Source organism: Flavobacterium sp. GW823-FHT04A11, assembly GCF_058796535.1.
This window is the reverse complement of record NZ_CM179503.1, coordinates 1,324,010-1,350,984: the sequence shown is the minus strand read 5'-3', so window position 1 is coordinate 1,350,984 and position 26,975 is coordinate 1,324,010. Positions and strand designations below refer to the sequence as shown.

At 33.7% G+C, this 26,975-nt stretch carries 23 protein-coding genes and 2 tRNA genes; 16 read left to right on the top strand and 9 right to left on the bottom strand.

Going from position 1 to position 26,975, the window contains the following annotated elements:
* Positions 1–18 precede the first annotated feature (18 nt).
* Positions 19–1,335, top strand: a complete 1,317-nt coding sequence (gene sufD / locus AC3QL1_RS05935) for a Fe-S cluster assembly protein SufD (protein WP_492495952.1) — start codon at positions 19–21, stop codon at positions 1,333–1,335.
* Between the two features lie 104 nt (positions 1,336–1,439).
* Here sufD and AC3QL1_RS05930 read toward each other — a convergent pair whose 3' ends face one another.
* Positions 1,440–2,789: a serine hydrolase domain-containing protein gene (locus tag AC3QL1_RS05930; protein WP_492495950.1), complete on the bottom strand. Its 1,350-nt coding sequence runs from the start codon at positions 2,787–2,789 to the stop codon at positions 1,440–1,442.
* Positions 2,790–3,010: 221 nt separating this feature from the next.
* Between AC3QL1_RS05930 and AC3QL1_RS05925 the strand changes: the two genes are divergently transcribed.
* The 6 genes from AC3QL1_RS05925 (at position 3,011) to AC3QL1_RS05900 (ending at position 7,222) form a co-directional block, all read left to right on the top strand.
* Positions 3,011–4,225: an aminotransferase class V-fold PLP-dependent enzyme gene (locus tag AC3QL1_RS05925; protein WP_492495949.1), complete on the top strand. Its 1,215-nt coding sequence runs from the start codon at positions 3,011–3,013 to the stop codon at positions 4,223–4,225.
* A gap of 10 nt (positions 4,226–4,235) precedes the next feature.
* On the top strand, positions 4,236–4,661 hold the full coding sequence (locus AC3QL1_RS05920; protein WP_492495947.1) for a hypothetical protein: 426 nt from the start codon (positions 4,236–4,238) through the stop codon (positions 4,659–4,661).
* A 2-nt stretch (positions 4,662–4,663) separates the two neighbouring features.
* Positions 4,664–5,089 (top strand): SufE family protein, encoded by a 426-nt coding sequence (locus AC3QL1_RS05915; protein WP_492495946.1) that lies wholly within the window; start codon positions 4,664–4,666, stop codon positions 5,087–5,089.
* A gap of 105 nt (positions 5,090–5,194) precedes the next feature.
* Complete coding sequence (locus AC3QL1_RS05910; protein ID WP_053472865.1) at positions 5,195–5,518, top strand: SUF system Fe-S cluster assembly protein; 324 nt, start codon at positions 5,195–5,197, stop codon at positions 5,516–5,518.
* Positions 5,519–5,683: 165 nt separating this feature from the next.
* A complete protein-coding gene (locus AC3QL1_RS05905) occupies positions 5,684–6,193 on the top strand; it encodes a DUF2480 family protein (protein ID WP_492495944.1) in 510 nt (169 codons plus the stop codon).
* 78 nt (positions 6,194–6,271) lie between these two features.
* Entirely contained in the window at positions 6,272–7,222 is a 951-nt protein-coding gene (locus AC3QL1_RS05900) for a DUF3078 domain-containing protein (protein ID WP_492495942.1), read from the top strand.
* Positions 7,223–7,392: 170 nt separating this feature from the next.
* Here AC3QL1_RS05900 and hflX read toward each other — a convergent pair whose 3' ends face one another.
* From hflX to AC3QL1_RS05865, 7 genes are all read right to left on the bottom strand, one after another.
* Entirely contained in the window at positions 7,393–8,637 is a 1,245-nt protein-coding gene (hflX, locus tag AC3QL1_RS05895; protein ID WP_492495940.1) for a GTPase HflX, read from the bottom strand.
* 191 nt (positions 8,638–8,828) lie between these two features.
* The gene (locus AC3QL1_RS05890) at positions 8,829–9,692 is read right to left on the bottom strand and encodes a hypothetical protein (RefSeq protein WP_492495938.1); all 864 of its coding nucleotides are present in this window, start codon (positions 9,690–9,692) and stop codon (positions 8,829–8,831) included.
* A gap of 134 nt (positions 9,693–9,826) precedes the next feature.
* The gene (locus AC3QL1_RS05885) at positions 9,827–11,176 is read right to left on the bottom strand and encodes a DUF5689 domain-containing protein (protein WP_492495936.1); all 1,350 of its coding nucleotides are present in this window, start codon (positions 11,174–11,176) and stop codon (positions 9,827–9,829) included.
* 19 nt (positions 11,177–11,195) lie between these two features.
* Positions 11,196–14,027: a carboxypeptidase-like regulatory domain-containing protein gene (locus tag AC3QL1_RS05880; protein WP_492495934.1), complete on the bottom strand. Its 2,832-nt coding sequence runs from the start codon at positions 14,025–14,027 to the stop codon at positions 11,196–11,198.
* A gap of 760 nt (positions 14,028–14,787) precedes the next feature.
* Positions 14,788–16,008 carry an MFS transporter gene (locus tag AC3QL1_RS05875; protein ID WP_492495932.1) on the bottom strand — a complete coding sequence of 407 codons (1,221 nt, stop codon included), beginning with the start codon at positions 16,006–16,008 and terminating at the stop codon, positions 14,788–14,790.
* Between the two features lie 295 nt (positions 16,009–16,303).
* Positions 16,304–17,344, bottom strand: a complete 1,041-nt coding sequence (locus AC3QL1_RS05870; protein WP_492495930.1) for a Gfo/Idh/MocA family protein — start codon at positions 17,342–17,344, stop codon at positions 16,304–16,306.
* Between the two features lie 128 nt (positions 17,345–17,472).
* Positions 17,473–18,543, bottom strand: a complete 1,071-nt coding sequence (locus AC3QL1_RS05865) for an NADH:flavin oxidoreductase/NADH oxidase (protein WP_492495928.1) — start codon at positions 18,541–18,543, stop codon at positions 17,473–17,475.
* A 198-nt stretch (positions 18,544–18,741) separates the two neighbouring features.
* On the opposite strand from AC3QL1_RS05865, the gene rseP reads away from it, so the two are divergent.
* From rseP to AC3QL1_RS05830, 7 genes are all read left to right on the top strand, one after another.
* Positions 18,742–20,085 carry an RIP metalloprotease RseP gene (rseP, locus tag AC3QL1_RS05860; RefSeq protein ID WP_492495926.1) on the top strand — a complete coding sequence of 448 codons (1,344 nt, stop codon included), beginning with the start codon at positions 18,742–18,744 and terminating at the stop codon, positions 20,083–20,085.
* An 83-nt stretch (positions 20,086–20,168) separates the two neighbouring features.
* Positions 20,169–20,242, top strand: a tRNA-Asn gene (locus AC3QL1_RS05855).
* A gap of 38 nt (positions 20,243–20,280) precedes the next feature.
* Positions 20,281–20,354 (top strand) — tRNA-Asn (locus AC3QL1_RS05850).
* A gap of 666 nt (positions 20,355–21,020) precedes the next feature.
* A complete protein-coding gene (locus AC3QL1_RS05845) occupies positions 21,021–21,416 on the top strand; it encodes a helix-turn-helix domain-containing protein (RefSeq protein ID WP_492495924.1) in 396 nt (131 codons plus the stop codon).
* A gap of 302 nt (positions 21,417–21,718) precedes the next feature.
* Positions 21,719–22,678: an MvdC/MvdD family ATP grasp protein gene (locus AC3QL1_RS05840; protein WP_492495922.1), complete on the top strand. Its 960-nt coding sequence runs from the start codon at positions 21,719–21,721 to the stop codon at positions 22,676–22,678.
* A gap of 11 nt (positions 22,679–22,689) precedes the next feature.
* Entirely contained in the window at positions 22,690–22,890 is a 201-nt protein-coding gene (locus tag AC3QL1_RS05835; RefSeq protein ID WP_492495920.1) for a hypothetical protein, read from the top strand.
* Positions 22,891–22,966: 76 nt separating this feature from the next.
* Positions 22,967–23,644, top strand: a complete 678-nt coding sequence (locus AC3QL1_RS05830) for a hypothetical protein (RefSeq protein ID WP_492495918.1) — start codon at positions 22,967–22,969, stop codon at positions 23,642–23,644.
* Positions 23,645–23,722: 78 nt separating this feature from the next.
* On the opposite strand, the gene AC3QL1_RS05825 is transcribed toward AC3QL1_RS05830, so the two are convergent.
* Positions 23,723–24,919, bottom strand: a complete 1,197-nt coding sequence (locus tag AC3QL1_RS05825; RefSeq protein WP_492495916.1) for a C1 family peptidase — start codon at positions 24,917–24,919, stop codon at positions 23,723–23,725.
* Positions 24,920–25,161: 242 nt separating this feature from the next.
* On the opposite strand from AC3QL1_RS05825, the gene AC3QL1_RS05820 reads away from it, so the two are divergent.
* Both AC3QL1_RS05820 and AC3QL1_RS05815 read left to right on the top strand, forming a co-directional pair.
* A complete protein-coding gene (locus tag AC3QL1_RS05820) occupies positions 25,162–25,959 on the top strand; it encodes a helix-turn-helix transcriptional regulator (protein WP_492495914.1) in 798 nt (265 codons plus the stop codon).
* 77 nt (positions 25,960–26,036) lie between these two features.
* On the top strand, positions 26,037–26,909 hold the full coding sequence (locus AC3QL1_RS05815) for a CPBP family intramembrane glutamic endopeptidase (RefSeq protein WP_492495912.1): 873 nt from the start codon (positions 26,037–26,039) through the stop codon (positions 26,907–26,909).
* Positions 26,910–26,975 lie beyond the last annotated feature (66 nt).

Below are 26,975 nucleotides of genomic sequence, written 5' to 3'. Positions count from 1 at the left end.
TAACTTATAACTACGAAAATGGATTTAAAAGAAAAATTAGTATCGTCTTTTATGGCTTTTGAAGAGCGTGTCGATGTACATTCAGATCTACATAACATTCGCACAAATGCCTTAAAAAACTTCGAAAATAAAGGTTTCCCAACCAAAAAAGAAGAAGCTTGGAAATATACATCGCTAAACGCCATCTTAAAAAATGACTTTACGGTTTTTCCTAAGCAGGAAAATGCAATCGAATTTAATCATGTAAAAAAATACTTTTTACACGAAATCGACACTTATAAATTAGTGTTTATTGATGGTGTTTTTAGTTCGCATTTATCTTCTACTACGCACGACGGAATCGACGTTTGCTTGATGTCTTCGGCATTGACCAAACCAAAATATAAAATGGTTATTGATACCTACTTCAATCAAATTGCAAGCAAAGACGAAAGTTTAACTTCGTTGAATACTGCTTTTGCAAGTGAAGGCGCTTTTATCAATATTCCGAAAAAGAAAGTAGCTGATAAACCTATTGAAATCATGTATTTCTCAACAGGAAACGAAGCTGCATTAATGGTTCAGCCGAGAAATTTGGTTATTGTGGGTGAAAATTCACATGTTCAGATCATTGAGCGTCACCAAAGTTTGAATGAAAATCCGGTTTTAACCAATTCGGTTACAGAGATTTTTGCTCAAAAACGTGCGATTGTTGATTATTACAAAATTCAAAATGACAACAGCGAAGCGAACTTAGTTGATAATACTTATGTTTCTCAACAACAGGAAAGTCACGCTGCAGTTCATACGTTTTCATTTGGAGGAAACCTTACACGTAACAACTTAAACTTTTATCACTTTGGTGAAAGATTGACAAGTACGCTTAACGGAATTTCGATCTTAAACGACAAACAACACGTTGACCATTATACTTTGGTAAACCACGCAACGCCAAATTGCGAAAGTTTCCAGGATTATAAAGGAATTTTCTCTGATCGTTCGACAGGGGTTTTCAACGGAAAAGTTTTGGTAGAAAAAGAAGCTCAAAAAACAAACGCTTTCCAAAAAAGCAATAACATTTTATTGAGTGATAAAGCGACTATCAACGCAAAACCACAATTAGAAATTTTTGCTGATGACGTAAAATGCTCTCACGGTTGCACGGTTGGACAGCTTGATGAAACAGCAATGTTCTACATGCAATCTCGTGGTATTCCTAAAAAAGAAGCCAAAGCTTTATTGATGTACGCATTCTCAAATGCCGTAATTGAAAGCATCAAAATACCGGAATTAAAACAAAGAATTACCAAAATCATTGCCATGAAATTAGGCGTGAATTTAGGATTTGATTTGTAGTTTTAGTTTTACCGCAAAGACGCAAAGGTTTCGCAAAGTTCGCAAAGGTTATTATAAGCTTTGCGAACTTTGCGCTTTTTACTTGGCGCCTTTGCGGTAAAATTTTATTTTTTTATTGAAGAAATAACCTCTTTCAAAAACCCATTAAAGTCAAAACTTTTATCACCTTCTCTCACTCCCATTCTCAAAATTACCATATCCAAAGACGGAATAATCGCTACCATTTGCCCTTGATATCCGCTGCAATAAAACATATCACGAGGAACATCAGGAAATTTTCCTCCGGCATTTAGCCAAAATTGGGCTCCGTATTTCCCTTCCGAAGTATTTGTTGGAGTTGCTGTATATTTTACCCAGCTTTCGTCCAGAATTTGTTCGCCGTTCCAGTTCCCTTTTCTTAGATATAATAATCCAAATTTTGACCAGTCACGCGGTGTTGCCCAGCCGTATGAAGAACCCACAAAAGTTCCCGACATATCCTGTTCGACAATCATAGAATTCATTCCAATTTTGTCGATTACGGCGCTGTACCAAAAATCAAGATATTCTTGTTGTGTTTTAAACTGACTTCTTAAAATTCGGGATAATAAATTGCTTGTTCCAGATGAATAATTCCAATGCGTGTTTGGTTTAAACTGAGCCGGTTTATCCATTTGTACTTTTCCCATGTCTTCGGCCTGAAAAAGCATTTTTGTAGCATCACAAATTGTACTGTAATTCTCTTCCCATTCTAAACCAGAATTCATGTGCAGCAAATCGTTTATGGTAATGTTTTTACGTTCATCCTTTTGCCATTCTGCAATTGGTGCCGGTTTATAAATATCAATTTTTCCTTGTTTGGCTAAAACTCCAAAAGCCGAACTTGTGATACTTTTTGTCATTGACCAGCCTAAAATTTTACTGTCTTTATTGAATCCTGTATCGTATTTTTCGGCAATTAATTTGTCTTTATACAAAACGACAACAGCTCGTGTTCTTTTTGATTTTGCATCTGTTTTGTCGAAAGCATTATCAACAGCTTTCTTCAATTTTGAATAATCAACATTTGCAAAAAGGGTATCTTTTGGCTCATTATTCCCGTAGGGGAAAGGAAGATTATTTGCTAATTTGGTTCTCTTCGGAAGCAGGTATGGCTTTGAAATATCAAAATCATCATTAATTAAAATAGCTCCCAAACCTTCTCTATAAATTGCTTTTCTTTCTTTTAAACCATATACTGCAGAAGTGGCAAATTTTCCCGCATCATTAATTGAATTTGTCGCCAAATCAATCATCTTAATATCATTGTCGGTTTTTTCAATTAACTCTTTCGAACGATGATCAATAAAATGTCCCGAAGCAATGCTTTTGGCTGAAAAGCCGGATATTAAATCCAGTTTCGGATAAGTTGTAAATCCGAAATACAGAAATGCAAGAACTAAAACAAATAGAAGAAGTTTGAGGAATTTTTTCATAATACAGTTAGATGTTTTTATTGCAATATAATTAATTTATGTTCACGATTTTACGACTCAATTTAGAATTAAGATTCATAAAATTCACAAAACGGAATTAAACTTTAAAGAATCACTATTAAAGCCCTTCATTGATCGTATCATAAAAGGAAATTATAGTTTTCATGGATAAACCAATTTTGTTTTAGTACTTTTGTAAATAGATTTTTTCTAAATAAGACATGCTAGATATTCAAAAAATAAGAGCTGATTTTCCAATTCTTACTCAAAAAGTAAACGGAAAACCATTAGTATATTTCGACAACGGAGCAACTTCGCAAAAACCACAAATTGTGATTGATGCCGAAGTCAAATATTATCAGGAAATAAATGCTAATATTCACCGTGGCGTTCACACATTAAGTCAATTAGCTACTGATGCTTACGAGGTTTCTCGTGGTAAAGTACAACAACATATTAATGCTAAATTTGCTCACGAAGTACTTTTTACATCGGGTACAACATTCGGAATCAATTTAGTAGCAAACGGTTTTGCCTCTATTTTAAAACCGGGCGACGAAGTTATCGTTTCGTCTTTAGAGCATCATAGTAATATTGTGCCGTGGCAAATGTTATGCGAAAAGACGGGTGCTGTTTTAAAAGTTATTCCAATTGACGAAAATGGCAATCTGATTTTAGAAGCTTTTGATGCTTTGCTTTCAGAAAAAACTAAAATCGTTACTGTAAATCATATTTCAAACGCATTGGGAATCATTAATCCTATCAAATATATCATTGACAAAGCGCACGCTGTTGGTGCTGCTGTTTTAATTGATGGTGCACAGGCAGTTCCGCATTTAAAACCAAATGTTCAGGAATTAGATTGCGATTTTTATGCTTTTTCAGGACATAAAATGTGCGGTCCAACCGGAAGCGGAATTTTATACGGAAAAGAGGAATGGCTAAATAAACTTCCTCCTTATCAAGGTGGCGGTGAAATGATCAAAGAAGTTACTTTCGAAAAAACAACTTACGCCGATCTGCCTCATAAATTTGAAGCAGGAACTCCAAATATCGCAGGTGGAATTGTTCTTGGAACCGCTGTTGATTACCTAAACAATATTGGTTTTGAAAATATTCAGCAGTATGAAAACGAACTTTTAGACTACGCTACAAAACAATTATTAGAAATTGAAGGTTTAAAAATTTACGGAACCGGAAAAAATAAGGCTTCGGTAGTTTCGTTTAATATTGACGGAATTCATCCTTACGATATTGGTTCAATTATTGATAAATTAGGAATCGCCGTGAGAACCGGTCATCATTGCGCACAACCCATTATGAACTTCTTTTGCATTCCCGGAACCATTCGTGCTTCGTTTTCTTTCTATAACACAAAAGAAGAAATTGATTCGATGGTAGAAGCGGTTAAGAAAGCAAAAACAATGCTAAGCTAAAACAAATTTTATGAGACTATTATCTTTATTGCTGTTAACGATTTTTATTGCAACTGGCTGTTCAAGTCAAAAGAAAACAGATATGACAACAACCGAAATCGAATATTCAGCTGTATCACGAGGGCTATATAAAACGATAGTAGTTAAAAATCAAACTGTTTCAATTATAAATACAAGAGGCGGTGAAGCTGTAGAAAGCAAAATAGATACCGCAAAATGGAACAAAATTGTATCTGAATTTGAAAAAGTAAATTTAGATAGTATTCCAAATTTAAAAGCACCAACAGAAAAACGTTTTTATGACGGTGCCGCAATTGGAAATTTAAAAATAACTCAAAATCAGAAAACATACGAAACGAAAGGTTTTGACAACGGTTTTCCTCCAAAGGAAATTGAAAAATTGGTAAATTTACTGACTGATTTTACGAAAGAATAATTATGACAATAAAAGAAATTCAAAACGAAATAATAGACGAATTTTCAATGTTTGATGATTGGATGCAACGTTATGAGTACATCATCGAATTAGGAAAAACGCTTCCGTTAATCGAAGAAAAATATAAAACAGACGAGAATTTAATCAAAGGCTGTCAATCGAAAGTTTGGCTGCAAGGAGAACAAAAAGACGATAAAATTGTTTTTACTGCAGACAGCGATGCGATTTTAACCAAAGGAATTATCGCGATTTTAATTCGTGCATTTTCTAATCAAAAAGCATCAGACATCATCAATGCAGATACTGATTTTATAGACGAAATTGGTTTAAAAGAGCATTTATCAGCAACTCGTGCAAACGGTTTGGTTTCGATGATTAAAAATATCAAAATGTACGCTTTGGCTTTTGATTCAAAAAACAAAAATTAAATTTCTTCTGCCACGAATTTCACGAATTAGCACGAATTTTATAGGCAAACTGCTTAATTCGGGAAATTTGTGAAATTCGTGGCGAAAAAAATAAAAAACAAAAAAATGGAACAAGAAATAGACACAAACGAATTAGGAGAATCAATTGTAAAAGTTTTAAAAGGCATTTACGATCCGGAGATTCCTGTAGATATTTATGAATTAGGATTAATTTATGACGTAATGGTAAACACTGATTACGAAGTAAAAATTTTAATGACATTAACATCTCCAAACTGTCCGGTGGCGGAAAGTTTGCCAAGAGAAGTCGAAGAAAAAGTAAAAACAATTGAACATATAAAAGATGTTGATGTTGAAATTACTTTCGACCCGCCGTGGAGCAAAGATTTAATGAGCGAAGAAGCAAAATTAGAATTAGGAATGCTTTAAAAAAGTATACAGTTTGCAGTCTCAGTTTTTCAGTTCTTTACTGAGACTGAAAAACCGCGACTGAGACTAAAAAAGAATTAGGAATGCTTAAAAAAGTATACAGTTTTCAGTCTCAGTTTTCAGTTTTTTTACTATGACTGAGACTGAGACTGAAAACTAATAAAAATGGAAGAAATTATCAATAAAGTTGCCAATAGTGTTTTAGAAGTATTTGATCTTGAGGATTATTATCCAAAAGGAATGCGAACGCAAATTGACATTTCGCAATGGCTTTTGGAAGGATTTTTATTGAAAGAAAAAGACTTTAGAGAACATCTTAAAAATCATGATTGGTCGCAATATCAAGATCAGTATGTGGCTATACATTGCAGTACAGATGCTATAATTCCGGCTTGGGCATTAATTTTAGTTGCTGTTCAATTGGCTCCTTATGCCAAAAAAGTAATTAACGGAACAATAGAAGATCTGGACGGAAGTCTTTATGAAGAAATTTTGCCAACAATTGATTATTCAGCATACAAGAATAAACCTGTAATTGTAAAAGGCTGTTCGCGAAAACCAGTTCCTATGCGAGCGTATATTTTAGCAACAACCTATTTACAGCCATTCGCAAGAAGCATTATGTATGGCGAAGCATGTTCTGCTGTACCGTTATACAAAGAAACGAAGAAATAACTTTCAATTCTCGTCCATAATCCCTAACCTTTTCATCGTTTTTAGTTATATTTGTTAGTCATCTTAAACTAAACAACTATGAGAAAGATAACGTTATTATTATTCATTTTAGCGAACTTTACTTTTGTACAAGCCCAAAATTCAGAAAAAGAACTTATTCAGAATACTGAAAAAGCGGTAAAGAAAATCAATGACACAATCGAAGGCGAAGGCTGGAAAGCAAAAGGAACGGTTTCTCTTTTATTAAACCAATCGAGCTTTAATAACTGGATTGCCGGAGGTGAAGATAGTTTCTCGGGAACTTTGGGAATCAACTACGATTTCAATTACAAAAAAGATGATATTACCTGGGATAATAAGGTTTTAGCTTATTACGGACTTCTACAAACTAAAAATGCCGATTTCGAAAAGAAAACAGACGACCGTTTGGAATTCAATTCTATTCTTGGAAAAAAAGCTTTTGGCGAATGGTATTATTCTTATTTCCTGAACTTTAGAACACAATTCACAACAGGATACGTTTACGGGCAGGATGAAAACGGTAAGGAAATCAGAACGGAAAGAACTAAATTTATGTCTCCAGGTTATCTTACAACAGGTCCAGGTATTTATTGGACAAAAGATGATAATCTAAAAATAAACTTTGCACCTCTAACTTCAAAATTCACTTTTGTAGATGGCGCTTACACCGCAGGAATCGATCCCGCAAATGGTTTGCCATACGTTGACGGAGATTATTTTGGCGTTGATGCCAATAAAACAATGCGTTACGAATTAGGATTTTATGCTTCTGTATATTACAAATTGGCAATTATGACTAACGTAACTGCAGAAAATACTTTAAACCTCTATTCTAATTATTTAGAAGATCCACAAAACGTAGATATCAATTACTCTCTGAATATCGTTATGAAGGTAAATAAATTTTTATCTGCCAATTTAGCCTTTCAGGCTATTTATGATGACAATGCTTTTCGTGGTCTTCAAACCAGAGAAGTATTTGGTTTAGGAGTTAATTTCGGATTCTAATTTGAAACTGGAAAATATTATATTTAACCGCAAAGTTCGCTAAGATTTGATAAGTCTGGTTTTATAAAAATACAAAGTCCGCAAAGCTATATAGATTTAGCTTTGCGGACTTTGTGTTTGTGAAAGATCTTTATATAATCTCGCGCTGTTTGCGGTAAAAAAGGTTTTGTCTATTCTTGATCTTCCTGATCTTCTTCTTTTTCGATTGCGTCTTTATAATCCGGATACAAAAATTTGTTATAAGGAAATCTCGTAATATGAATTTGACGAACTGCTTCATAAACACGTTCTCTAAATTCTTCAAAATTTTCTTTATTCGTAGCCGAAATAAACAATGCATTATCTTCTCCTAAACGATGCATCCAGGTTGTTTTCCATTCATCAAGTGTGTAATGTCTCGGCGTTTTTTCCGTCATTAAATCATCTTCATCAATAGTCAAATGTTTATAAGCATCGATTTTATTGAAAACCATTATAACAGGTTTTTCATGTGCTTTTATATCCTGCAAAGTCTGATTTACAGATTCAATATGATCTTCAAAATCAGGATGCGAAATATCTACAATATGCAGCAATAAATCTGCTTCGCGAACCTCATCAAGTGTACTTTTAAAAGAATCTACCAATTGTGTTGGCAATTTTCTAATAAAACCTACAGTATCAGAAAGTAAAAATGGCAGGTTTTTAATCACCACTTTTCGAACTGTTGTATCGAGAGTTGCAAATAATTTATTTTCGACAAAAACATCACTTTTACCAATGGCATTCATCAAAGTCGATTTTCCAACATTGGTATAACCAACTAAAGCAACACGTACCATAGCACCGCGATTACTGCGCTGAACGCCCATTTGTTTGTCGATCGTTTTGATTTTATCTTTTAATAATGAGATTCGGTCACGCACAATACGTCTATCTGTTTCAATCTCCGTTTCACCGGGACCACGCATACCAATACCACCTTTTTGGCGTTCAAGGTGTGTCCATAAACCCGAAAGTCTTGGCAATAAATAGATGCATTGCGCTAATTCGACCTGAGTTCTGGCGTATGAAGTTTCAGCTCTTTGTGCAAAAATATCCAGAATCAAATTCGTTCTGTCTAAGATTTTACAATCAATAATTCTCGAAATATTTTTTTGTTGAGATGGTGATAATTCATCATCAAAAATTAAAGTCGATATGTCGTTTTCTTTTACAAAAAGATTGATTTCATCTATTTTTCCCGTACCCACAAAAGTCTTCGGATTCGGGCGTTCCATTTTTTGCGAAAAACGCTTAATCACTTCACCACCAGCGGTAAAAGTCAAAAACTCTAATTCGTCAAGATATTCGTGTAGTTTTTCTTCACTTTGATTTTGAGTCACAATTCCAACAATTGCTGTTCTCTCAAAATTTATAACTTCTTTTTCTAACATAGCTTTGAATAAGGTGCAAATTTAATGATTTGTAAGCTACTAACGCTTATAGAATTTGGTTTTTAAGTTCTATTTAAGAATTTTCGCCTTGCGTTCAAAAATAAAAACCATTTAGAAATTAAGATCATAAAGAGTTTTATTCTAAATGAAACTTAACTTTTAAATGGTTTAAAAGTATTTTAAAACTGGATTTACTCGTAAATAAAAGTCTTTTCAGTTTTTACAATTCCGTTTTCTTCAAGCTGTGAACAAGAGATTGGGAAATTTAATTTATTGTATTTGTATTTTTTACTTACGCCAACCAAAACAGTCGAAGAAGGACTAAAATTGGTTTCATTATTGTATGAAATGGATTCAAAAGCAAATTCTTCTTCATGGTAAGAAATCATTGGTACAATAATTTTATAATTATCGCCAAATAAGTTTTGAACAATCAATGCATCAACTGATTTTTTATCGTCAAATGTAAAGGTTTTAGATATTTTATCACCAACCAAACCTCTGTGTCTTACAACATTATCATTGGTATAAGAATATTCGATTTTACCAATAATAGCTTTATTTCTATCGCGCGATGTACGTCTTACAATAATGCCGTTTTCAACAATATATTCGATATCATCAACCACATTCTGGTGATTGGTGCTCTTTTTGGTAATTACTTTTATCCTTGCACCTTCATAAGTAAACGTGACCGTTTTAGTAATATAGTCATTACCTTCCTGGTATTTTTTTACTAATTTGGTAATGTTGTCATCTGCATTATAAGTGTAATTCACAACTTCTTTCCAGTCGCTTCCTACTTTGTCCTTCACAGTCATATCTAATAATCCTTTCGGGTTATAAAAGAAGTGCTGCACAACATCTGAAGTCGTAATAGTTTGAATTTTACCATCTTTAAAAACAACCGTTTTGTTTACAATCTCACCATCTTTAAAATTCTGGTAATTTGTTTTTACAATGTTAATCTGTTTTAATCGTACTGGTGCCTGATCCTGGCTGTGCACTAAGCAAGGTAAGACCATCATCATGATGGCAATAAAATAGGTTTTCATAGTTTTGTATCAATTTGGGATGACCAAAATACAAAATTCTATCAAATTTTAACAAATTGTAGTTTAAAAACTATAAATTTTTACCAAATCACTTATAAATCAATACATTAATTTTACTTGTAAAAAATTTAACCTTATTTTTCGCCAAATAATTTAACATCATCCACCATAAAAGCGCCATTTAATGTCTTGTCTTTACCTGATCCAATGTACTTAAAAGCAATATGAATATTTCCTGAATATGCTGATAAATCGATTCCGCCGGAACTTATAAACTGACGCGTTGGAGTTGACAACGAAGGAAATATTGCCGATAATTTTGTCCATTTAGCTTTCGTTACGCTCGCTCCGTCAAAATTGGTTGAGATATAAACTTCCAGAGAATTTAAAGGCGAATCCACTTTAAGATCATGCTGTGCACTTCTAAAAGACAAAACTGCATTTTTATATCCCGTCATATTGATTTTAGGAGAAACTAACCATGCGACATTTTCGGCTGCGGTTGTACTTGTTGTATTAAATTCGGCATAACCATTTCCAGCATAAAGCATGCTTTTCCACAACTTTGATGCTTTTTCAACAATATTACTCCAACCCGGAAGTGTAAAATTGACATTGTTTTTAACCGTTTGAAAATCTTCTGAAAAGAATGGAACACTTCTCTTTCCGGACATTACAACATCACTTTCATTTCTAATCATTAATTGATAATCTGTTCCAAATTTTGTCAGGATTCCGCGAACTTTTCCGCTTCCTTCCGGAACGGAACCGCTTGCAAAACTGGCATAACTACTGGTTCTGAAAATAATCTGATTTCCCGTTTTATCACTTAAATTCCAATTTGTCGCACCACCTACATTATTAGATTCCTCAAAATAATGTCGGCCAATTGCCGCTTCTGTAAACTGAACATCTTTTAATTCTATTAGCGTATTTAATTTGCTTTCATGTAATGCTTCTTCTATTGAAATTTGTTCGACTAATTGCTCTTCATCAATAACAGCACAGGAAGCATTTAATACATTTTTATAATCGTTTTGCGAAATCCTGCCTATAGTTGGATCGCCCGCATTACTTACGTACAAACTTCCAACACGCAAAGCGCCATAATAGACATCCGTAAATTGATTTTTAAGTTTTATGCACACTTTATTTCCAACACGAAAATCAATATAAGTGTTTGTGACATCAACAGCTGCACTAAATCCTGTTGCAGGTAATTGATCTGTTTTTAAAGTTTGAAAAGAAATCGTCTTAAAAAAATTACCACCTTCGTCAGTTGAAACTACATACGCTTCAATCACGTCATCAAAACTGTACAACTTCGGGGTTAAACCTGAAATATTTTTAACTTTTTCGACCGTTTGATTTACCGTTAAATCAGTTTGTGTGCATCCTAATTTAGGAATTTCTACTTCTGCACTGCAAGAATATAAAAGGAGTATTAAGAATGTAAAAAATGAAATTTGAAATCTATTTTTCATGAAGAGTCGGTTTTAAATTTTATAAATTGATGGCAAGATTAATAAAATAAGTTCGTCCGTATCCGTAATAATATTTGGGTCCAAACGATGGATTTCCGCTTGAAACATCCTGATTAAGCGCTCTGAAATTAGCATTTCTCGCTTGCTCAAAACCTCCCGTTTTATAAGTACAGTCGAGAACATTATTTACGCTGGCAAAAAGTCCAATATTTTTACCATAAAGACGCCATGATTTTCCTCCGGTAATATTAAGCAGTGAGATAGGATCAAATTTTTCTTGTTTTAATAATTTTGACGCTCGTTCTTCTGTGGCTTCAGGAAAAACAAGTCCGCTTATCGGGTTTTTATAAAATCTGGCAGTTCTGGCAATAGGCGAAACATCTATATAGCTTTCTCTCATATAATTAATATTCGCAGCCAGCCACCAAAATTTTGGATCACGATACTCTAATCCTACTGAATATGCCTGCTGTGGCATTCCGGACTGTTTGTAATCTTTTAGATATGACTTCCCAAAATCAAATATTTGTGCTTCTCCTTTTGCAGCATTTGCATCATTTGTTATCGAAACATTTGGATTGCTGGAATAGGTATAATCGCCATAAGCAGCAGATAAAGTCGTTTTTATTGTTGTCGAAATCTGAAATTCAAAACTCAATTCGAGTCCAATGTTTTTCTTGTCTAAACCAGTTAGTGTCTGGCTCACAAAAGCATCTGTATTATTATAACTTGCACCTCTGTCAAAAATTCCTTCGGCATAAAAAAAGGAAGTTTTTGTCGTGTTTTGTATTGAAGTATAATATGCCGTAATTCTTGTTTTGAGTTTTGGTGAACGAAAAACATAATTTATTTCGGCACTACTGATGTTTTCACTTTCAAGTCCGTCTACAACTGAATTATTTAAACGTGAATTCGAAAAAGTATTTCGAATTGAAGGCGCTCTGCTGAGATGCATTCCGTTTAAAAATAACCATTGCTTCCCTGAAATTTTATAAGTGAATCCTCCTTTAAAACCAAAGTTTTCGAAATTCATTTTTTGGCTTTTGCCGAGTGAAGTTGTCGGATAAATTCCGTTTTGGTATAATCCTCCACGTTGGTAATTGGAAACGGAATACGATTGAGCCAGATAAAAATCAACTTTTTTATAATTGAATTTAAACTGTGTAAAAGCTTCAATTGTATTGGCTAGAAAATTATAATTGTATCCGTAAATATCTCCTTCTTTAACCTGACGATTTGGATTTTGTAAATCTGATTGTGCTTCGTTTCCGGTATAAAAAGCGTCAATATCTTCAAAATATTTGCCTCCTAATAAATCCAAAAGATATTGAAACTGATGTGATTTTAAATTCCGAAATGTAATGCCGCCATCAAACGCGCTATTTTCTGTAAGCTGAATATTTAAGTTCGTATTCGCCGAAATTGTTTTATCATCATTTCGGTCTTCATATAAAACATAATGGCTTTGACCAGATTCATAACCTGTAATTTCACCTTGAGAGTTTGTTACTGGTTTTTGATTGGCGCGATACATGTCATCCCAATTTATTTGAGAATTCTGGAGAAAAGCCACTTTACTTCTTTCTCCACTTTCATAATCCGGAGTAAAATCTCCGGAAAATTCTCCTTTGTCTTTTCCATATAATGATGTAAAATAACTGGGTAACTTTCGGTAATAAACAGGATCAGGACTGTTGGCATTTTGATAATCAATCGTGCTGTTTCCGACTTTCCCAAACTGATATAGTATGCCAGAATTCAAGTTTGCTTTTTCATTTATTTTATAATAATGATTCAGCATTAAAACAGGTTCTTCGACATTTTTTACTCTTGCATTCCGTTTTTCGCCGTCCTGAAAACCCCAATACGAATTGTATTTCTCGTTTGTCAATTGCGTAACTTCATCTGTGTTTGCTGAGTTTTTTCCGCGTGAACTTGGCGTATAAAATCCCGTGAAATTCAACGAATGTTTCTGGCTTAACTTTTTTTCAACACTTATAAAAAACGATTCTGCATCAAAACTCGTTCCTTCAAAATAACCTTCATTTCCTATTCTTTTTCCCGCCGATATAGCAAAAGCCCAACCTTTAGAATTCATTCCGGAAGCATAAGTTCCGATAGCACGCCAATTGTAAGTCGTATTGCTTCCGGAAAACGAAAGTCGGCCACCTTTTCTGTATAATGAAGCCCGGGTAGAAATTTGCTGTGTGCCTAAAATTCCGCCAAAAGTATAATCAGAAGCCGCAGCACCAATTGAGAATTCCTGATTTCGAAGTACATCATTCAAACCTCCCCAATTACTCCATTGTGGTCTTCCGTCATACAATTTATTCATTGTCATTCCGTTAAGCATCATGGTTCCGTTTTCACTATCGAGACCACGAACCCTAAATCGGGCCTGACCCCAATTAAAAGCCGAAGCCTGCATAAAAGCATCTTTTGAGGATTGCAAAAGTCCCGAAGTCATTTCTGAGGAACTATTATCATCTGATAAATCACTTTCTAATAAGGTAATTAAAGTTCCCGGAATTTCATCGGAAAAACTTTCTTCCATTTGTAATGTTCCAAGACTGACGATGCCAAGATTTGAACTTATTTTTAAAAGTAAATCTTTATAACCCTGACTGCGCAATAACAACAATTGTTGTCCCTGAAGCGCGACATGTAATTCGAATTGTCCGTTTGGTTTTGTTAGTTCTGTAATCGAAGAGTTTTGAATACTTACCACAACATTCGATAAAGGATTTTGTGTTTTTGCATCAATCACAGTTCCGGAAATAACCGTGTCCTGTTGGGCAAAAACAAAAGTGAAAGGCAATAAAATAAAAAAGAGCAGGTAGTTTTTTAGCATGTAAAACCAATTTATTTTGAATAATACTTTTTGAATGAAAATGAATTTGGTGAAAATGCATTTTCGATTCTTATTCAAAGATTAAATTGGTCTCTGGAAAAGAGAGTCTGAAAATTCAAATATAAAACAAAAATATATTAAATAAGTTATTTCTTACTTATTATATTTTTATAATAAATTTTAAAGATGATTATTTAGCTAAAAGCTAATGAATTAGTGCTGAAAAAAAAATTTGGTTTCACGCAGATTTACACAGATTTCAGCAGATTTTTTATAATCTTTTTAATCATTTAATCTGTGGCTATAAAAACTTTGAGGTTTTTCGACTTTGCCAGACTATCTTTAACTACAAGTTTAGGTTTCATAAGCCTTCGACTTCGCTCAGGATGACAATCGGGTAAACCACAAAAACAAAACTTAAATTTTCTTCTATAACTTATATGGTGAAAAAGCTTTGAGGCTTTACGAGATCATCTTTAACTTCACGTGTAGGTTTCATAAGCCTTCGACTTCGCTCAGGATGACAATCGGGTAAACCATCAAAAAACTAAACTTAAATTTTCTTATTTACTTATATGGTGGAAAAACTTCGCGACTTTGCCAGACTCTCTTTAACTACAAGTTTAGGTTTTATAAGCCTTCGACTTAGCTCAGGATGACAATCGGGTAAACCATCAAAAAACTAAACTTAAATTTTCTTATTTTACTTATATGGTGGAAAAAAAACTTCGCGGCTTTGCGACTTTGCGCGATTAAAAAATTAAACAGTAGTTCTAATTTTAGAAACCATAAAGGCAATTAAAACACCAAAAATTCCGATAAAAGCAAAAGAAAACTGAAGTCCGAAATTTTGAGCGACGTGACCAATAACCGGCGGTCCCATTAAAAAGCCAAGAAAACTTACACTCGAAACAATCGTTAAAGCTTCTCCAGGCGGAACCGTAGGATTTTTTCCAGCGATACTATAAACGGTAGGTACAATCGTTGCAACTCCCAAACCAACCGCCATAAAAGCGATGGTACACGGAATAATATAAGGAAGAAAAACGGCCGTAAAAAGTCCGGCAGAAATCATGACACCGCTAATTTGCATCACGCGTTCGCGGCCAAATTTATTGATTAATCCGTCGCCTAAAAATCTTCCGCCGGCCATCATGATCATAAATGAAGTGTAGCCTAAAACGACCAAAGGTCCCGGTGCTTTTACAATATCTTTAAAATAAACACCGCTCCAGTCAAACATGACACCTTCGCTTGCCATGCTGCAAAAACCAATTACACCCAGCCAAAGCAAAGCGCTGTCCGGTTTTGTAAATATTTTTTTTCCTTCTGGTTTTGGTTTGACTTTTTTCTCTTTGGCTTTGACCAAAAAATTAAAATTAAACGCCACCATAAGTAATACGATAGCGCCAACAATCATAAAATGATGTAAAGGTGTAAGATTCAAAGCTAACATTCCTAAACCAACCAAAGCTCCGGTGAATCCGGCAAAACTCCACATGCCGTGAAATGCCGACATTATGGTTTTCTTGAAAAGAACTTCGGTATAAACGCCTTGCGTGTTTACTGCGATGTTGGCGAGATTTCCGAAGATTCCAAACAGAAATAAACCTAATGATAATTGCAAAGCCGTTGTTGCCAATCCTAAGTTAACCAGACATAAAACGTACATGATTAAGGAGAAAATCAAAATGTGGTGACTTCCAAATTTAGTTACCATTTTTCCTGAAAAAGGCATAATAATCAATTGCCCCACCGGAAGTGCAAAAAGTATTGAACCCAAGTCGCCTTCGGTTAAATTTAAAGCTGTTTTGATATCCGGAATTCGGCTTGCCCAGGTTGCAAAACTCAATCCCATACCAAAATAAAACATCCCGACCGCAAATCGGATTCGGTTTAAATAAGAGGCTTTTGCTTCTCTGTATACTTTCTTGATTTTTCCTTTGGTCTGGAAAAGTGATAACGGATTAAAATCTATCAAAGCTTATCGTTTTTTGCGTTTGTACTATAAAAATACTAAAAACCTTTTTTATAGACTATTTATTCCAGAAGTTCGTTAATTTATAACGTTATTGTTTATAAATTGAAGTTTTATCATGCGCGAAAAGACGCACTGCTATTTTTTTGCCACAGATTTTCAGATTAAATAGATTTCTTAAAAGTTTGCCACGAATTTCACTAATTTCCGCTAATTTTTTAATCAGTTTGGACTCAATTTAATTCGTGAAAATTCGTGAAATTAGTGGCAAAAAAACTTTTTAATCTGTGACAAAAAACTACAAATCAATTACTTTTTTCTGTGTATTACTTGCAATTGCAGCTTCGATGATCTGCATTACTTTTACGCCGTCTTGTGCGGTAACAGGTTCGGTTTTATTGTTTGCAATTGATTCGTAAACGCCATCAAAAAACGAAAAATAATTCCCCTGAAGTGTTGGTACTTTTTCGCGAATAACTTTTCCGTCAACTTCTGTGTGCAAAAGTCCTTGCAAGCTTTCTGATTCGGTTCCCCATGATTCTAAGTTTGGTTTTTTACCGAGTTTTAATTCGTCTTCCTGAACATCGCCGCGGGGTTTTAAGAACGAACCTTTTTTTCCGTGAATCGTGTACGCAGGGTTTGCTTCCCTCACAAAAAAACTGGCTTTTAATCGCACTCTGAAATCTTCATAAATCAACAATAAATCGATCCAGTCATCAACCAGTGAATCTTCTCTGGTGTATCGAATATCTCCAAAAACTGACTTTGGTGAACCAAATAAACAAACCGCCTGATCGATTAAATGCGGACCTAAATCTTTTAGGATTCCTGCGCCATCATTTACGGTTTCTTTGTGTGCTTTTGGACTTAATAACGGGTTGTATCTGTCAAAATGGAATTCGGCTTCGACCAAATCTCCCAAAGTTCCTTCTTTAATTATTTTTTGAATGGTTTTAAAATCACTATCCCATCTTCTGTTTTGAAAAACGGCTAATTTTAATCCTTTTTCTAGGGCAATTTGAGCTAGTTCTTCGGCTTCTGCTACAGTCGTTGTAAAAGCTTTTTCTACAACGGCATGTTTTCCTGCCAAAAGCACTTTTTTAGCATATTCATAATGCGTTCCAACAGGCGTATTTACGATTACCAAATCAACATCGTCTGCTAATAAATCATCGATTGTGGGATAACTTTTTACAGCCGGATAATCTTCCTGAATAAGTTTTTTGCTTCTTTCCCAAGATCCTAAAAGTTCAAATCCTTCATGAATATCCAGAAACGGAGCGTGAAAAACTTTCCCCGACATTCCGTATGATAATAGTGCTGTTTTTATTTTTTGCATTTTGTAATTTTATTAAAAATAAGTTTTAATTTTTTCTACCATTAAGAGATTAAGTTTCATTAAGCTTTGAACTTAATTTTTCTTAATCTCTTAATGGTTCAAATTAAAAAACATTATGTTTTGTGTTATTAAACTTTAGCGCGTGCGTATTGCTTTGGCCAAAGAATATCTTCGTTTAGATCTTTGGCGAAATCTAAAGGCAAATTCGGATTTCTCAACGATTCTCTGGCAAATAAAACCAAATCAGCCTGACTGTTTTGTAAAATTTCTTCGGCTTGAGCAGCTTCGGTAATTAAACCAACGGCTCCGGTTAAAATATGGGCTTCTTTTTTGATTTTTTCTGCAAACGGAACCTGATAATTTGGATGCAATGGAATTTGCTGATGCGAAACCAATCCGCCTGATGAAACATCAATTAAATCAACTCCTTTTTCTTTTAAAATTGCCGAAAGCCTTACCGATTCTTCAGGACTCCATCCGCCTTCTGCCCAGTCTGTTGCCGAAATTCGAACAAATAATGGCAAATCTGAAGGCCATTCTGATTGTACCGCTTCCAAAATTTCTAAGGTAAAACGGATTCTGTTTTCAAAAATTCCGCCATATTCATCCGTTCTAGTGTTGGTTAAAGGCGACAAAAACTGGTGCAGTAAATAACCGTGCGCACCGTGAATTTCCAAAACCTGATATCCGGCTTCGACCGCTCTTTTTGTCGCTGCTTTAAAATCGGCAACCACTTTTTGAATTCCGTTTTTGTCTAAAGCTTCAGGAAGAAATGGTTCGTCTTCATGATATGCGATCGCACTTGGCGCAACAGTCTGCCATCCGCCGTGAGCGAAATCTAACTTTTTATTTCCAAGCCACGGCGCCGAAACACTGGCTTTTCGTCCGGCATGTGCCAACTGAATTCCGGGAATTGCATTTTGCGAAACGATAAATTCGTTGATTGTTTTTAGTTTCTGAATGTGTTCGTCTTTCCATATTCCTAAATCTGAAGGAGAAATTCGGGCCTCAGGAGAAACCGCTGTGGCTTCCTGAATGATTAAAGCGACTCCGCCGACAGCACGGCTTCCTAAGTGAACCAAATGCCAATCGTTTGCAAATCCGTCAATTGCAGAATACTGACACATGGGCGAAATAACGATTCTATTTTTTAAGTTTATTTTTTTTATCGAAAGAGGAGAAAACAATAATGCAGCCATATTTGTAACTTTTAATGATTTTGTGCTACCAATGTTAGGATAGCGTATAAAAAAGTAAAGTTAAAGCTTCTTTAGAAAAGTAGAAATCTAAATGTTTATTAATTAACAAACATTTAAAACCTTATGTATTATCTTGCACTATCAAATTAAAATAGAAACGTTACTTTTGTGCGTTAAATTACGAACTAAAAATACAAAATGGATATAGTTATCAAACTCTCTCAATTTCTATTGAGTTTATCTTTACTTATTATTCTTCACGAATTAGGACATTTTATTCCTGCAAAATTATTTAAAACAAGGGTTGAAAAATTTTACTTATTTTTTGATGTTAAATATTCGCTTCTAAAAAAGAAAATTGGCGAAACAGAATACGGAATTGGATGGCTGCCGCTTGGAGGCTATGTAAAAATTTCCGGAATGATCGACGAGAGTATGGACAAGGAACAAATGGCTTTGCCACCTCAACCTTGGGAATTTCGTTCTAAACCGGCATGGCAGCGTTTAATTATTATGCTGGGTGGTGTTACGGTAAACTTTATCCTGGCTTTTATTATCTATATCGGAATGGCGTTTGCTTATGGCGATACTTACATTGCAAATTCTGACATGAAAGATGGTATTTGGGTTGAAAACCCTGTTATGATTAAAGCAGGATTTAGAACAGGAGATAAAATAATTTCAATCGATAGTAAGAAAATTGAAAATTTTGATAATGATATACCAACGGATATTATCATGTCAAAACAAATTTTGATTGAAAGAAACGGAAAACAATTTTATATTAAAATCCCTACTGATGTTGTTGATCAATTATCAAAACATGAAAAAGGGTCGCTTATTCATGCCAGAGTACCTTTTGTAGTTGCAGCAATTGCAGAAGAATCTCCTAATAAGAATTTAAAAGCAAAAGATTTATTTATTTCTCTTAATGGAGAAAAAGTAAAGTATTTTGATCAGGCAAGAACTATTTTAGAGAAAAATAAAAATAAAACGATCAATGCTGTTGTTTTACGTGATTTAAAAGAAACTCCAATAACGGTTAAAGTTTCAGCAGAAGGGAAATTAGGTGTACAACCAGGAGATTTAGATTTAAAAACAATGGAGAAATTAGGATACTATAAAATTAGTACTAAAGAATATAGTTTTGTAGAATCTATTCCAGTTGGGCTTGAAAAAGGTAAAGACAAATTAGTGAATTACGGTAAACAGCTGAAAATGATCTTTAATCCTGAAACAAAAGCATACAAACAAGTAGGTGGTTTTGCAGCTATTTACAATGTTTTCCCTCCAACATGGAGCTGGGAAACGTTCTGGTCAATCACGGCTTTATTGTCAATTATGCTTGGAGTTATGAATTTATTGCCAATTCCGGCACTTGATGGCGGACATGTGATGTTTTTATTATACGAAATAATTAGTGGCCGTAAACCAAGCGATAAATTCCTTGAAAACGCCCAAATGGTTGGTTTCGTATTACTTATCACACTGCTTTTGTTTGCTAACGGAAACGATATTTACAAGGCAATTGTAGGCAAGTAAAAAAAATTGATAAAAAGAGTTAAAATATTTTTGGAGAATTAAAAATTCGACTATATTTGCACTCGCTAAAAAGAGCAACAACTTCCTCCTTAGCTCAGTTGGTTAGAGCATCTGACTGTTAATCAGAGGGTCCTTGGTTCGAGCCCAAGAGGGGGAGCAACTTTTTTTAGCAAACATATTTACCTTTAAGGTGATTCCTCCTTAGCTCAGTTGGTTAGAGCATCTGACTGTTAATCAGAGGGTCCTTGGTTCGAGCCCAAGAGGGGGAGCTTATTAAATACCACTTACAAATTGTAAGTGGTATTTTTTTTTGCCTAATCCTGATCTATATTCCTAAGTTCCCATGGTTGAAACCACGGGCTATAATTGGAATTTAGAATTTAAAAAACATATACGTTCTTTATAATCTTATCTTACATTGTTTCGCCAGCTTTGTCATTCTGAAGAACGAGGATACGAGCGATAGCGAATTGGCAAAGCAATCCCTGCAAGAAACTCGACAAAGATTGCAAGTTTCAAATACAACAGAAAGTATAAAGTTTATCTTAAAACAAATGGAAATATGATTCCATTGTTTTTTAATTATTACTTGTACTAAAAATTGTATTTTTGATTGGCATTTTTATACTTAATAATGTATAGTCCCATACGGGACAAAAAATGACTTGAATAAATTGATTTCTACCAATATGTAATCTCTCCCAGATATTTTTTATTACTCCGTTAGGAGTTAAATATCGGTAGTATTAATAACCGACACACATTAGAATATCCCGTAGGGATTATACTTTTTTGGGTCGCCTTTATTTATTGAATCTTTAAAAGCAACTTGAATGAATCAATAACAGAAACACAACAAATAATGTATCGTACAAAGCCAAACCTGTATTGTACTACAAACATAATATCTCAAGAATTTTAAATATCTTTGAACTATGAGCACACTAACAAAACCAAATCATATAGGGCGAAAAATTAGCCGTATTCGTGAACTTCGAGATATGAAGCAGGAAGCTTTAGCGCAGGCTTTGGGAACCAACCAACAAGCTATTTCGGCTATTGAAAACAGTGAAACTATAGATGAAGAAAAACTTAAAGCAATTGCTGAAGTTTTAGGTGTTTCTGTTGAAGGAATTAAGAATTTCTCTGAAGAAGCGGTTTTAAACAACATTCAAAATAACTATGAAGGATCTGTTATAAATTCCGGACCTGTAGTAAATCATAATTGCTCATTTAATCCTCTTGATAAAGTTGTGGAACTTTATGAGCGTTTGGTGCAGGTTGAAAAAGAGAAAAATGAATATTTGGAAAGGTTGTTGAAAGGAAAGTAGAATTGGTTTTTAAAAAAAAACAATTAAATAAATACTAAAAACATTAAAAAAGACTATCAGAAATGATGGTCTTTTTTTTGTTTAATACTCTTTAGAAAGACCTTTTTCTTTTAAATTGATTCGTTCTCTTTTTATTTAGCTGTTTATGGAAAACCGTAAAATGGTTAATTAATAGCATTTTATCTTTAACCTGATTTAAACAGGTATTTATACTTGCAATATAAATTATATAAAATCTTTTATTTACACATGATTTCGTAAACAGATTAAAATCTAAATAATAATTTGAAAGTATAACTCATATGATATTAATTCTTACAGAAAAAAATGATGCTCATGCAAATTTATTAATTGATAAATTGAAAGACAGTCAAACACCTTTTTTTAGATTAGATCTAGACACTAAATCTTTAGAGAAAACATCTATTACTTTCAAGAACAAAATTTGGTCAATTAAAACTCACAACGGAAGCATAACTCTTGATCAAATCAAATGCGTATGGAACAGACGAACATTTGTTCAACTTATGCTTGATGAACAAGACAAAGATTATGAATTTAATATTTGGAAAAACGAATGGAATAAAACATTACTTGGAGTTTATTACTGTTTGAAAGATGTTAAATGGTTAAATTACTATAGAAAAAACCATAAAGCTGAAAATAAATACTATCAACTGAGTGTTGCAGAGGAACTAGGATTTGAAATTCCCGACTATTTATTATCAAATGATAAAAATGAAGTTTTAGAATTTGGGAAAAAACACGAAAAAATAGTATTAAAACTTTTAAATCAAGATTTTTATAAAATTGCAGATAAAAAGTATGTTGGATTTTATGTAAATATTATTCCGTATGATAAACTTAAGGAATTTTCAAAAACAGAAGAGAATCCAATTTTTTTACAAAAATATATTGAAAAAGATTTTGAAGTAAGATATACAATTGTAGGTGACGAACACTTCGTTTGTAAAATTGATTCGCAAAAATCAGAAATCGCAAAAACTGATTGGCGAAGGTATGATTTAGCAAATACACCACACTATATTTTAATACCTCCAAATAGTATTAAGAAAAAAGTAAAACTTTTAATGGAAAAACTTGAATTAACATATGGAGCTTTAGATTTCATTGTGTCAAAAGACGGTACATGGTATTTTTTAGAAATAAATCCAAGTGGACAATACCTTTGGATTGAAGACTTGACTGGTTTAAAAATTACAGACGCTATTAAAAACGAATTAATTAACATTAATCATTAAATAAATTTTTTATGAAAGTATTTGCAACAAATTTTTTAGAAAAACCACAGTCCGAAATTGTTAAAAGCCCAAAAAAATGGAATTGGGAACCATTTAATAAGGATATAAAAACTATTTATGCAAGTGGTTCAAAAACAGCTACACGCCAATCAACGTATGCATCAGAAAAAGATAATGAGTCTGACACAGATAGACCAAATGAAGGTGCTTAATAATTAATATTATAAAAGACTATTTAAAAAAATAGTCTTTTATAATAATTTTTGATTTTACTTATAAAATATGGCAATGCAAAATATATACAAAAGAGTTCTTGAAATTGGATCTGAATGTTTAGAATGTGGCATTTCTTTCAATGATCTAAAAGAAAGATTAAAAAATGAAGGATTTGATGTTGATAATGAATGTTTAAATAGGTGCTTAAGAGAATGGTTCTTTAATTCTTTTTTTCATGAAGAAGCTTGCCAACACGGCGTATCTTCAATCAAACAATTGGATAATCACTTAAATTGCAATTTTATTTTAAAAGCTGAAACCTGCCTAAGAATCTTAAGTTACGAAGAAGCTGAAAAATCAAATGAACTTGTTTCCCAACTTACTCAACAAACTAATCTTTATCAATCGCAAGTTGAATTATTACAATCTCAACTATCTTTGGCTCAATCTTCAATTATAGAATCAAAGGAAGAATCAAGATCGGCAAGAAATTTTGCTATTTGGGCCTTAATAGTTTCTGCGCTTTTTGGATTACCTGATGTATTAACTTATTTCAATATAAAACCATCTGAACAACCCTCACAAATACAAATACTACAAGAGAAACAATTAACTAACATAATAGAACACCAAAAAACAACACAAGATTCTTTAGAATCATTAAAAAATAAAACATACGAAAATATTTCACTTCATCACGCACACAAAAAACAAGAAATTTCTAATAAGGTTGTGAAAAAAAAGCCTTAATAATTGTTTAGAAAACAAAAAAAGCGCCGCAATCCAAAAATTGCAGCGCTTTTTCAATATTATAAAATCTTAAGATAATTAAACCCCTAACTTCTTAGCAATCTCAGTAGGAATTCCACCTTTATTTACCATTAAAGCAGTAGTTTTATATTTCACGAAATTTTTGGTTACAAACAAGAAACCTTTGTAGTCGTTTGTTTCTCCCCATGAATTTTTTACGATGTAATATTCTCTTCCGGTTTGATCTTTTGCAAGACCAATAATGTGCATTCCGTGATCGTCTGTTGTTGTGTAGTTATCAAACGCAGCCTGACGCATTTCAGGAGTAATTTCCGGTTCTGGTTTTGGTCCGTTAAACATGTCTGCTTTTTCTTCAGCCGTCATGTCGTCGAATTTTTTTGTTGGTACATAAGCCACACCATTTTTCCAGCTAAAGCTTTTCTCACTTACGTCAGTTGCCCAGGCTACGGTGTATCCTTTTTTCAACGCATTGTCGATAACATCTGTCATGTCGTTTACTTTTACGTTGTAAACCTGATCAAATGACCAGTTGTCCGGCACCATCATCGTCGTTTTTTGGTAATATGGAGACGTTGTAAAAGAGGATATCTCTACATATTCGTCAGGATTGATTCCAACCACTTCTTTTGCAAAAGTTTGCGGCGTATAGTTTTTTCCTTTGTAAGTAAAGTTATCCGGCACTTTTCCTAAATAAGAATCGATAACGGCAGCGTATGCTTTTTGCCAGTTTGGCGTTAATTCACCATTTGGGTTTTTTACCACAGCAGCCAAAACACCTTCGATAAGTGCGGCCATTTCGCCAAATTTATTTTTATCAGTTCCGTAGTTCAAACCTGTGTAAACTTCTCTTGGTACGGTTCCGTATTTTTTGTACATATTAATTACGTCATGCAAAGCACCACCGTCACCCAAAGTAACCGCGCCGTGCATACGCACATAATTAATTCCTTTTTCAACATAAACATTTCTTGCAGAGTAAATCTGAGATAATTCTACCGGCTGTTTTCCCAAACGAATCATTTCTGACTCTAAAAATGAGTTTGTAGAATAACTCCAGCAAGTTCCAGATGAACCTTGCGTTTTTACCGAAGTTGTTCCCAAATTAATTTGTTCTGTGAATTTAAAGTTCTCTTTACTTTTATCACTTGCGTTTAGTTTTAGTGAGTTAACCAAAACGTCCTGCGCAAAAGAGCTGCTCACGCCAACTAAAAAAGCGGATGCAACGAAAACTGATTTCAACGTAATTTTATACATAATCAATGATTTAAATAGTTGACTAATTAGTAGCCTGTATTTGATATTTGTTACAAATCAATTAAATATTACATAATTTGTGCGATGTATAACCGTTAATTTTTTCATAATGTTTTTGTTACGATATATTAACTTACAAAATTCACAAAAGTATTATGTGCTTTAAAATCAATAGATAAACTTATTATTGTTTGAAAAATAAATCTTAATTTGCCTCCTGAAACAGCGCCATATCACCAAAAATGTACGAACTTCAAAAAGAAAATTATTTAGGCAATACCAAAAAAATATTCAACAACGCTCAGGGAATTGCGGTGGTTGAAACGGAGTACCAAAATAAGGTTTATGAAGGCTGGCATTCACATAATAACGCACACATTACACTTTTCTTAAAAGGCGGAACTTCAGAAAAAAGAAAAAACTTTAGCGAAACCGTTGGTCCCGGTTCTTTGTTGTTTTACCACAGCGATGAATTGCACTTAAATCAGGATACGCTTTTTCCGTCTAAAAACATCAATATCGAAATTGAGGATAATCTATTGAAAGAACTTCAAATCTCTGAAAGCATAATCGAAAAATCGGTTCAGAATGCTGCACTTACCAAATTTTTGATTCTGAAAATCTTTAAGGAATCTCTGGTTGCCGATGCTTTTTCGGGCGATACGATTACGATGCTTTTTTCGCAATTAACGAATTCCAGTTCGCATTTGGAACGCTTTGAAAAAAGTCCGTTTTGGGTCAAAAGTTTAAACGAATTACTGAACGATTGCTGGAACGAGAATCCAAACTTACACGATCTGGCACAGGTTTTAAACTTAAATCCGATTACCATTTCAAAACATTTCCCGAAATATTTTGGCTGTACTTTGGGCGAATACATGCGAAGAATCAAAATCAACCGTTCGCTTTCGCTGATAGAATCCAATAAAACGAATTTGACGGAAATTGGTTTTCAATGTGGTTTTGCGGATCAAAGCCATTTTATCAGAACGTTTAAAAACCAGACGGGATTTTTGCCTAAACAATTTCAAAAATTATAAAGAGGCAAATTTCATTCTATTTTTTGGTTTTGCCGCGATCTACATTTGCTTCAAATTAAAACCAAATCAAAATTAAAATGGAAGCTCAAGCTCTGACCACAAAACAAAAAATATTTAATTTTCCGTTAACCAAAATCCTTCTTGCCCTAATTGTCACGATGGCTTTTGTTATTATCGGACAACAAGTTATAGGCAAATTATTAGGATTAACCGCTCTGGATCGCAATTACAGAAACCTTATTAAAGGAACTTTTGTCTCCATTTTGGCGATTACCGGATATATTCTTTTCTTTAAATATTACGAAAAAAGAAAGGTTACGGAATTATCCGCAGACAATCTGGCAAAAAATTTAGGTATCGGAATTTTGATTGGCGTTGTTTTGCAATCGCTAACGGTTTTGATTATTTATTTAACTGGTGGTTTTAATGTAGTTTCCGTAAATCCTGTTTCGTTTATTATTATTCCGCTTACGGTTGCTTTTACGGCTGCCATTCTCGAAGAAATCCTTATTCGCGGTATTTTGTTCAGAGTTCTGGAAGAAAAACTGGGAAGTTATATTGCTTTATTTATTTCGGCTATAATTTTTGGAGCGCTGCATTTAACAAATCCTGGTGCGACATTAATTTCTGCGTTGTGTGTTGCAATTGAAGCCGGAATATTATTGGGCGCTGCTTTTATATACAGTAGAAATTTATGGTTTCCGATAGCGATTCATTTTGCATGGAATTTTATGCAATCGGGTATTTTTGGCGCCATAACATCCGGAAACGAAAAATCTGAAAGTTTATTGGTTACCAAAATCGAAGGTTCGGCGTGGATTACAGGAGGAGAATTTGGTCCCGAAGGAAGTTTTCAGGCGATTGTATTTTGCTCAATTGCCTCTGTGATATTACTTTATTTATGTCATAAAGAGAACAAAATCATATTGCCTTATTGGAAGACTAATTAAAGAAAAGTTTGCCACGAATTTTCGCAAATTCAATTCGTGTAAATTCGTGAAATTTGTGGCAACTAT

Bases quoted from the DNA above. Each gene is read 5' to 3' on its own strand.
- sufD (WP_492495952.1), top strand. From the start codon at position 19: ATGGATTTAAAAGAAAAATTAGTATCGTCTTTTATGGCTTTTGAAGAG.
- AC3QL1_RS05930 (WP_492495950.1), bottom strand. From the start codon at position 2,789: ATGAAAAAATTCCTCAAACTTCTTCTATTTGTTTTAGTTCTTGCATTT.
- AC3QL1_RS05925 (WP_492495949.1), top strand. From the start codon at position 3,011: ATGCTAGATATTCAAAAAATAAGAGCTGATTTTCCAATTCTTACTCAA.
- AC3QL1_RS05920 (WP_492495947.1), top strand. From the start codon at position 4,236: ATGAGACTATTATCTTTATTGCTGTTAACGATTTTTATTGCAACTGGC.
- AC3QL1_RS05915 (WP_492495946.1), top strand. From the start codon at position 4,664: ATGACAATAAAAGAAATTCAAAACGAAATAATAGACGAATTTTCAATG.
- AC3QL1_RS05910 (WP_053472865.1), top strand. From the start codon at position 5,195: ATGGAACAAGAAATAGACACAAACGAATTAGGAGAATCAATTGTAAAA.
- AC3QL1_RS05905 (WP_492495944.1), top strand. From the start codon at position 5,684: ATGGAAGAAATTATCAATAAAGTTGCCAATAGTGTTTTAGAAGTATTT.
- AC3QL1_RS05900 (WP_492495942.1), top strand. From the start codon at position 6,272: ATGAGAAAGATAACGTTATTATTATTCATTTTAGCGAACTTTACTTTT.
- hflX (WP_492495940.1), bottom strand. From the start codon at position 8,637: ATGTTAGAAAAAGAAGTTATAAATTTTGAGAGAACAGCAATTGTTGGA.
- AC3QL1_RS05890 (WP_492495938.1), bottom strand. From the start codon at position 9,692: ATGAAAACCTATTTTATTGCCATCATGATGATGGTCTTACCTTGCTTA.
- AC3QL1_RS05885 (WP_492495936.1), bottom strand. From the start codon at position 11,176: ATGAAAAATAGATTTCAAATTTCATTTTTTACATTCTTAATACTCCTT.
- AC3QL1_RS05880 (WP_492495934.1), bottom strand. From the start codon at position 14,027: ATGCTAAAAAACTACCTGCTCTTTTTTATTTTATTGCCTTTCACTTTT.
- AC3QL1_RS05870 (WP_492495930.1), bottom strand. From the start codon at position 17,344: ATGCAAAAAATAAAAACAGCACTATTATCATACGGAATGTCGGGGAAA.
- AC3QL1_RS05865 (WP_492495928.1), bottom strand. From the start codon at position 18,543: ATGGCTGCATTATTGTTTTCTCCTCTTTCGATAAAAAAAATAAACTTA.
- rseP (WP_492495926.1), top strand. From the start codon at position 18,742: ATGGATATAGTTATCAAACTCTCTCAATTTCTATTGAGTTTATCTTTA.
- AC3QL1_RS05845 (WP_492495924.1), top strand. From the start codon at position 21,021: ATGAGCACACTAACAAAACCAAATCATATAGGGCGAAAAATTAGCCGT.
- AC3QL1_RS05840 (WP_492495922.1), top strand. From the start codon at position 21,719: ATGATATTAATTCTTACAGAAAAAAATGATGCTCATGCAAATTTATTA.
- AC3QL1_RS05835 (WP_492495920.1), top strand. From the start codon at position 22,690: ATGAAAGTATTTGCAACAAATTTTTTAGAAAAACCACAGTCCGAAATT.
- AC3QL1_RS05830 (WP_492495918.1), top strand. From the start codon at position 22,967: ATGCAAAATATATACAAAAGAGTTCTTGAAATTGGATCTGAATGTTTA.
- AC3QL1_RS05825 (WP_492495916.1), bottom strand. From the start codon at position 24,919: ATGTATAAAATTACGTTGAAATCAGTTTTCGTTGCATCCGCTTTTTTA.
- AC3QL1_RS05820 (WP_492495914.1), top strand. From the start codon at position 25,162: ATGTACGAACTTCAAAAAGAAAATTATTTAGGCAATACCAAAAAAATA.
- AC3QL1_RS05815 (WP_492495912.1), top strand. From the start codon at position 26,037: ATGGAAGCTCAAGCTCTGACCACAAAACAAAAAATATTTAATTTTCCG.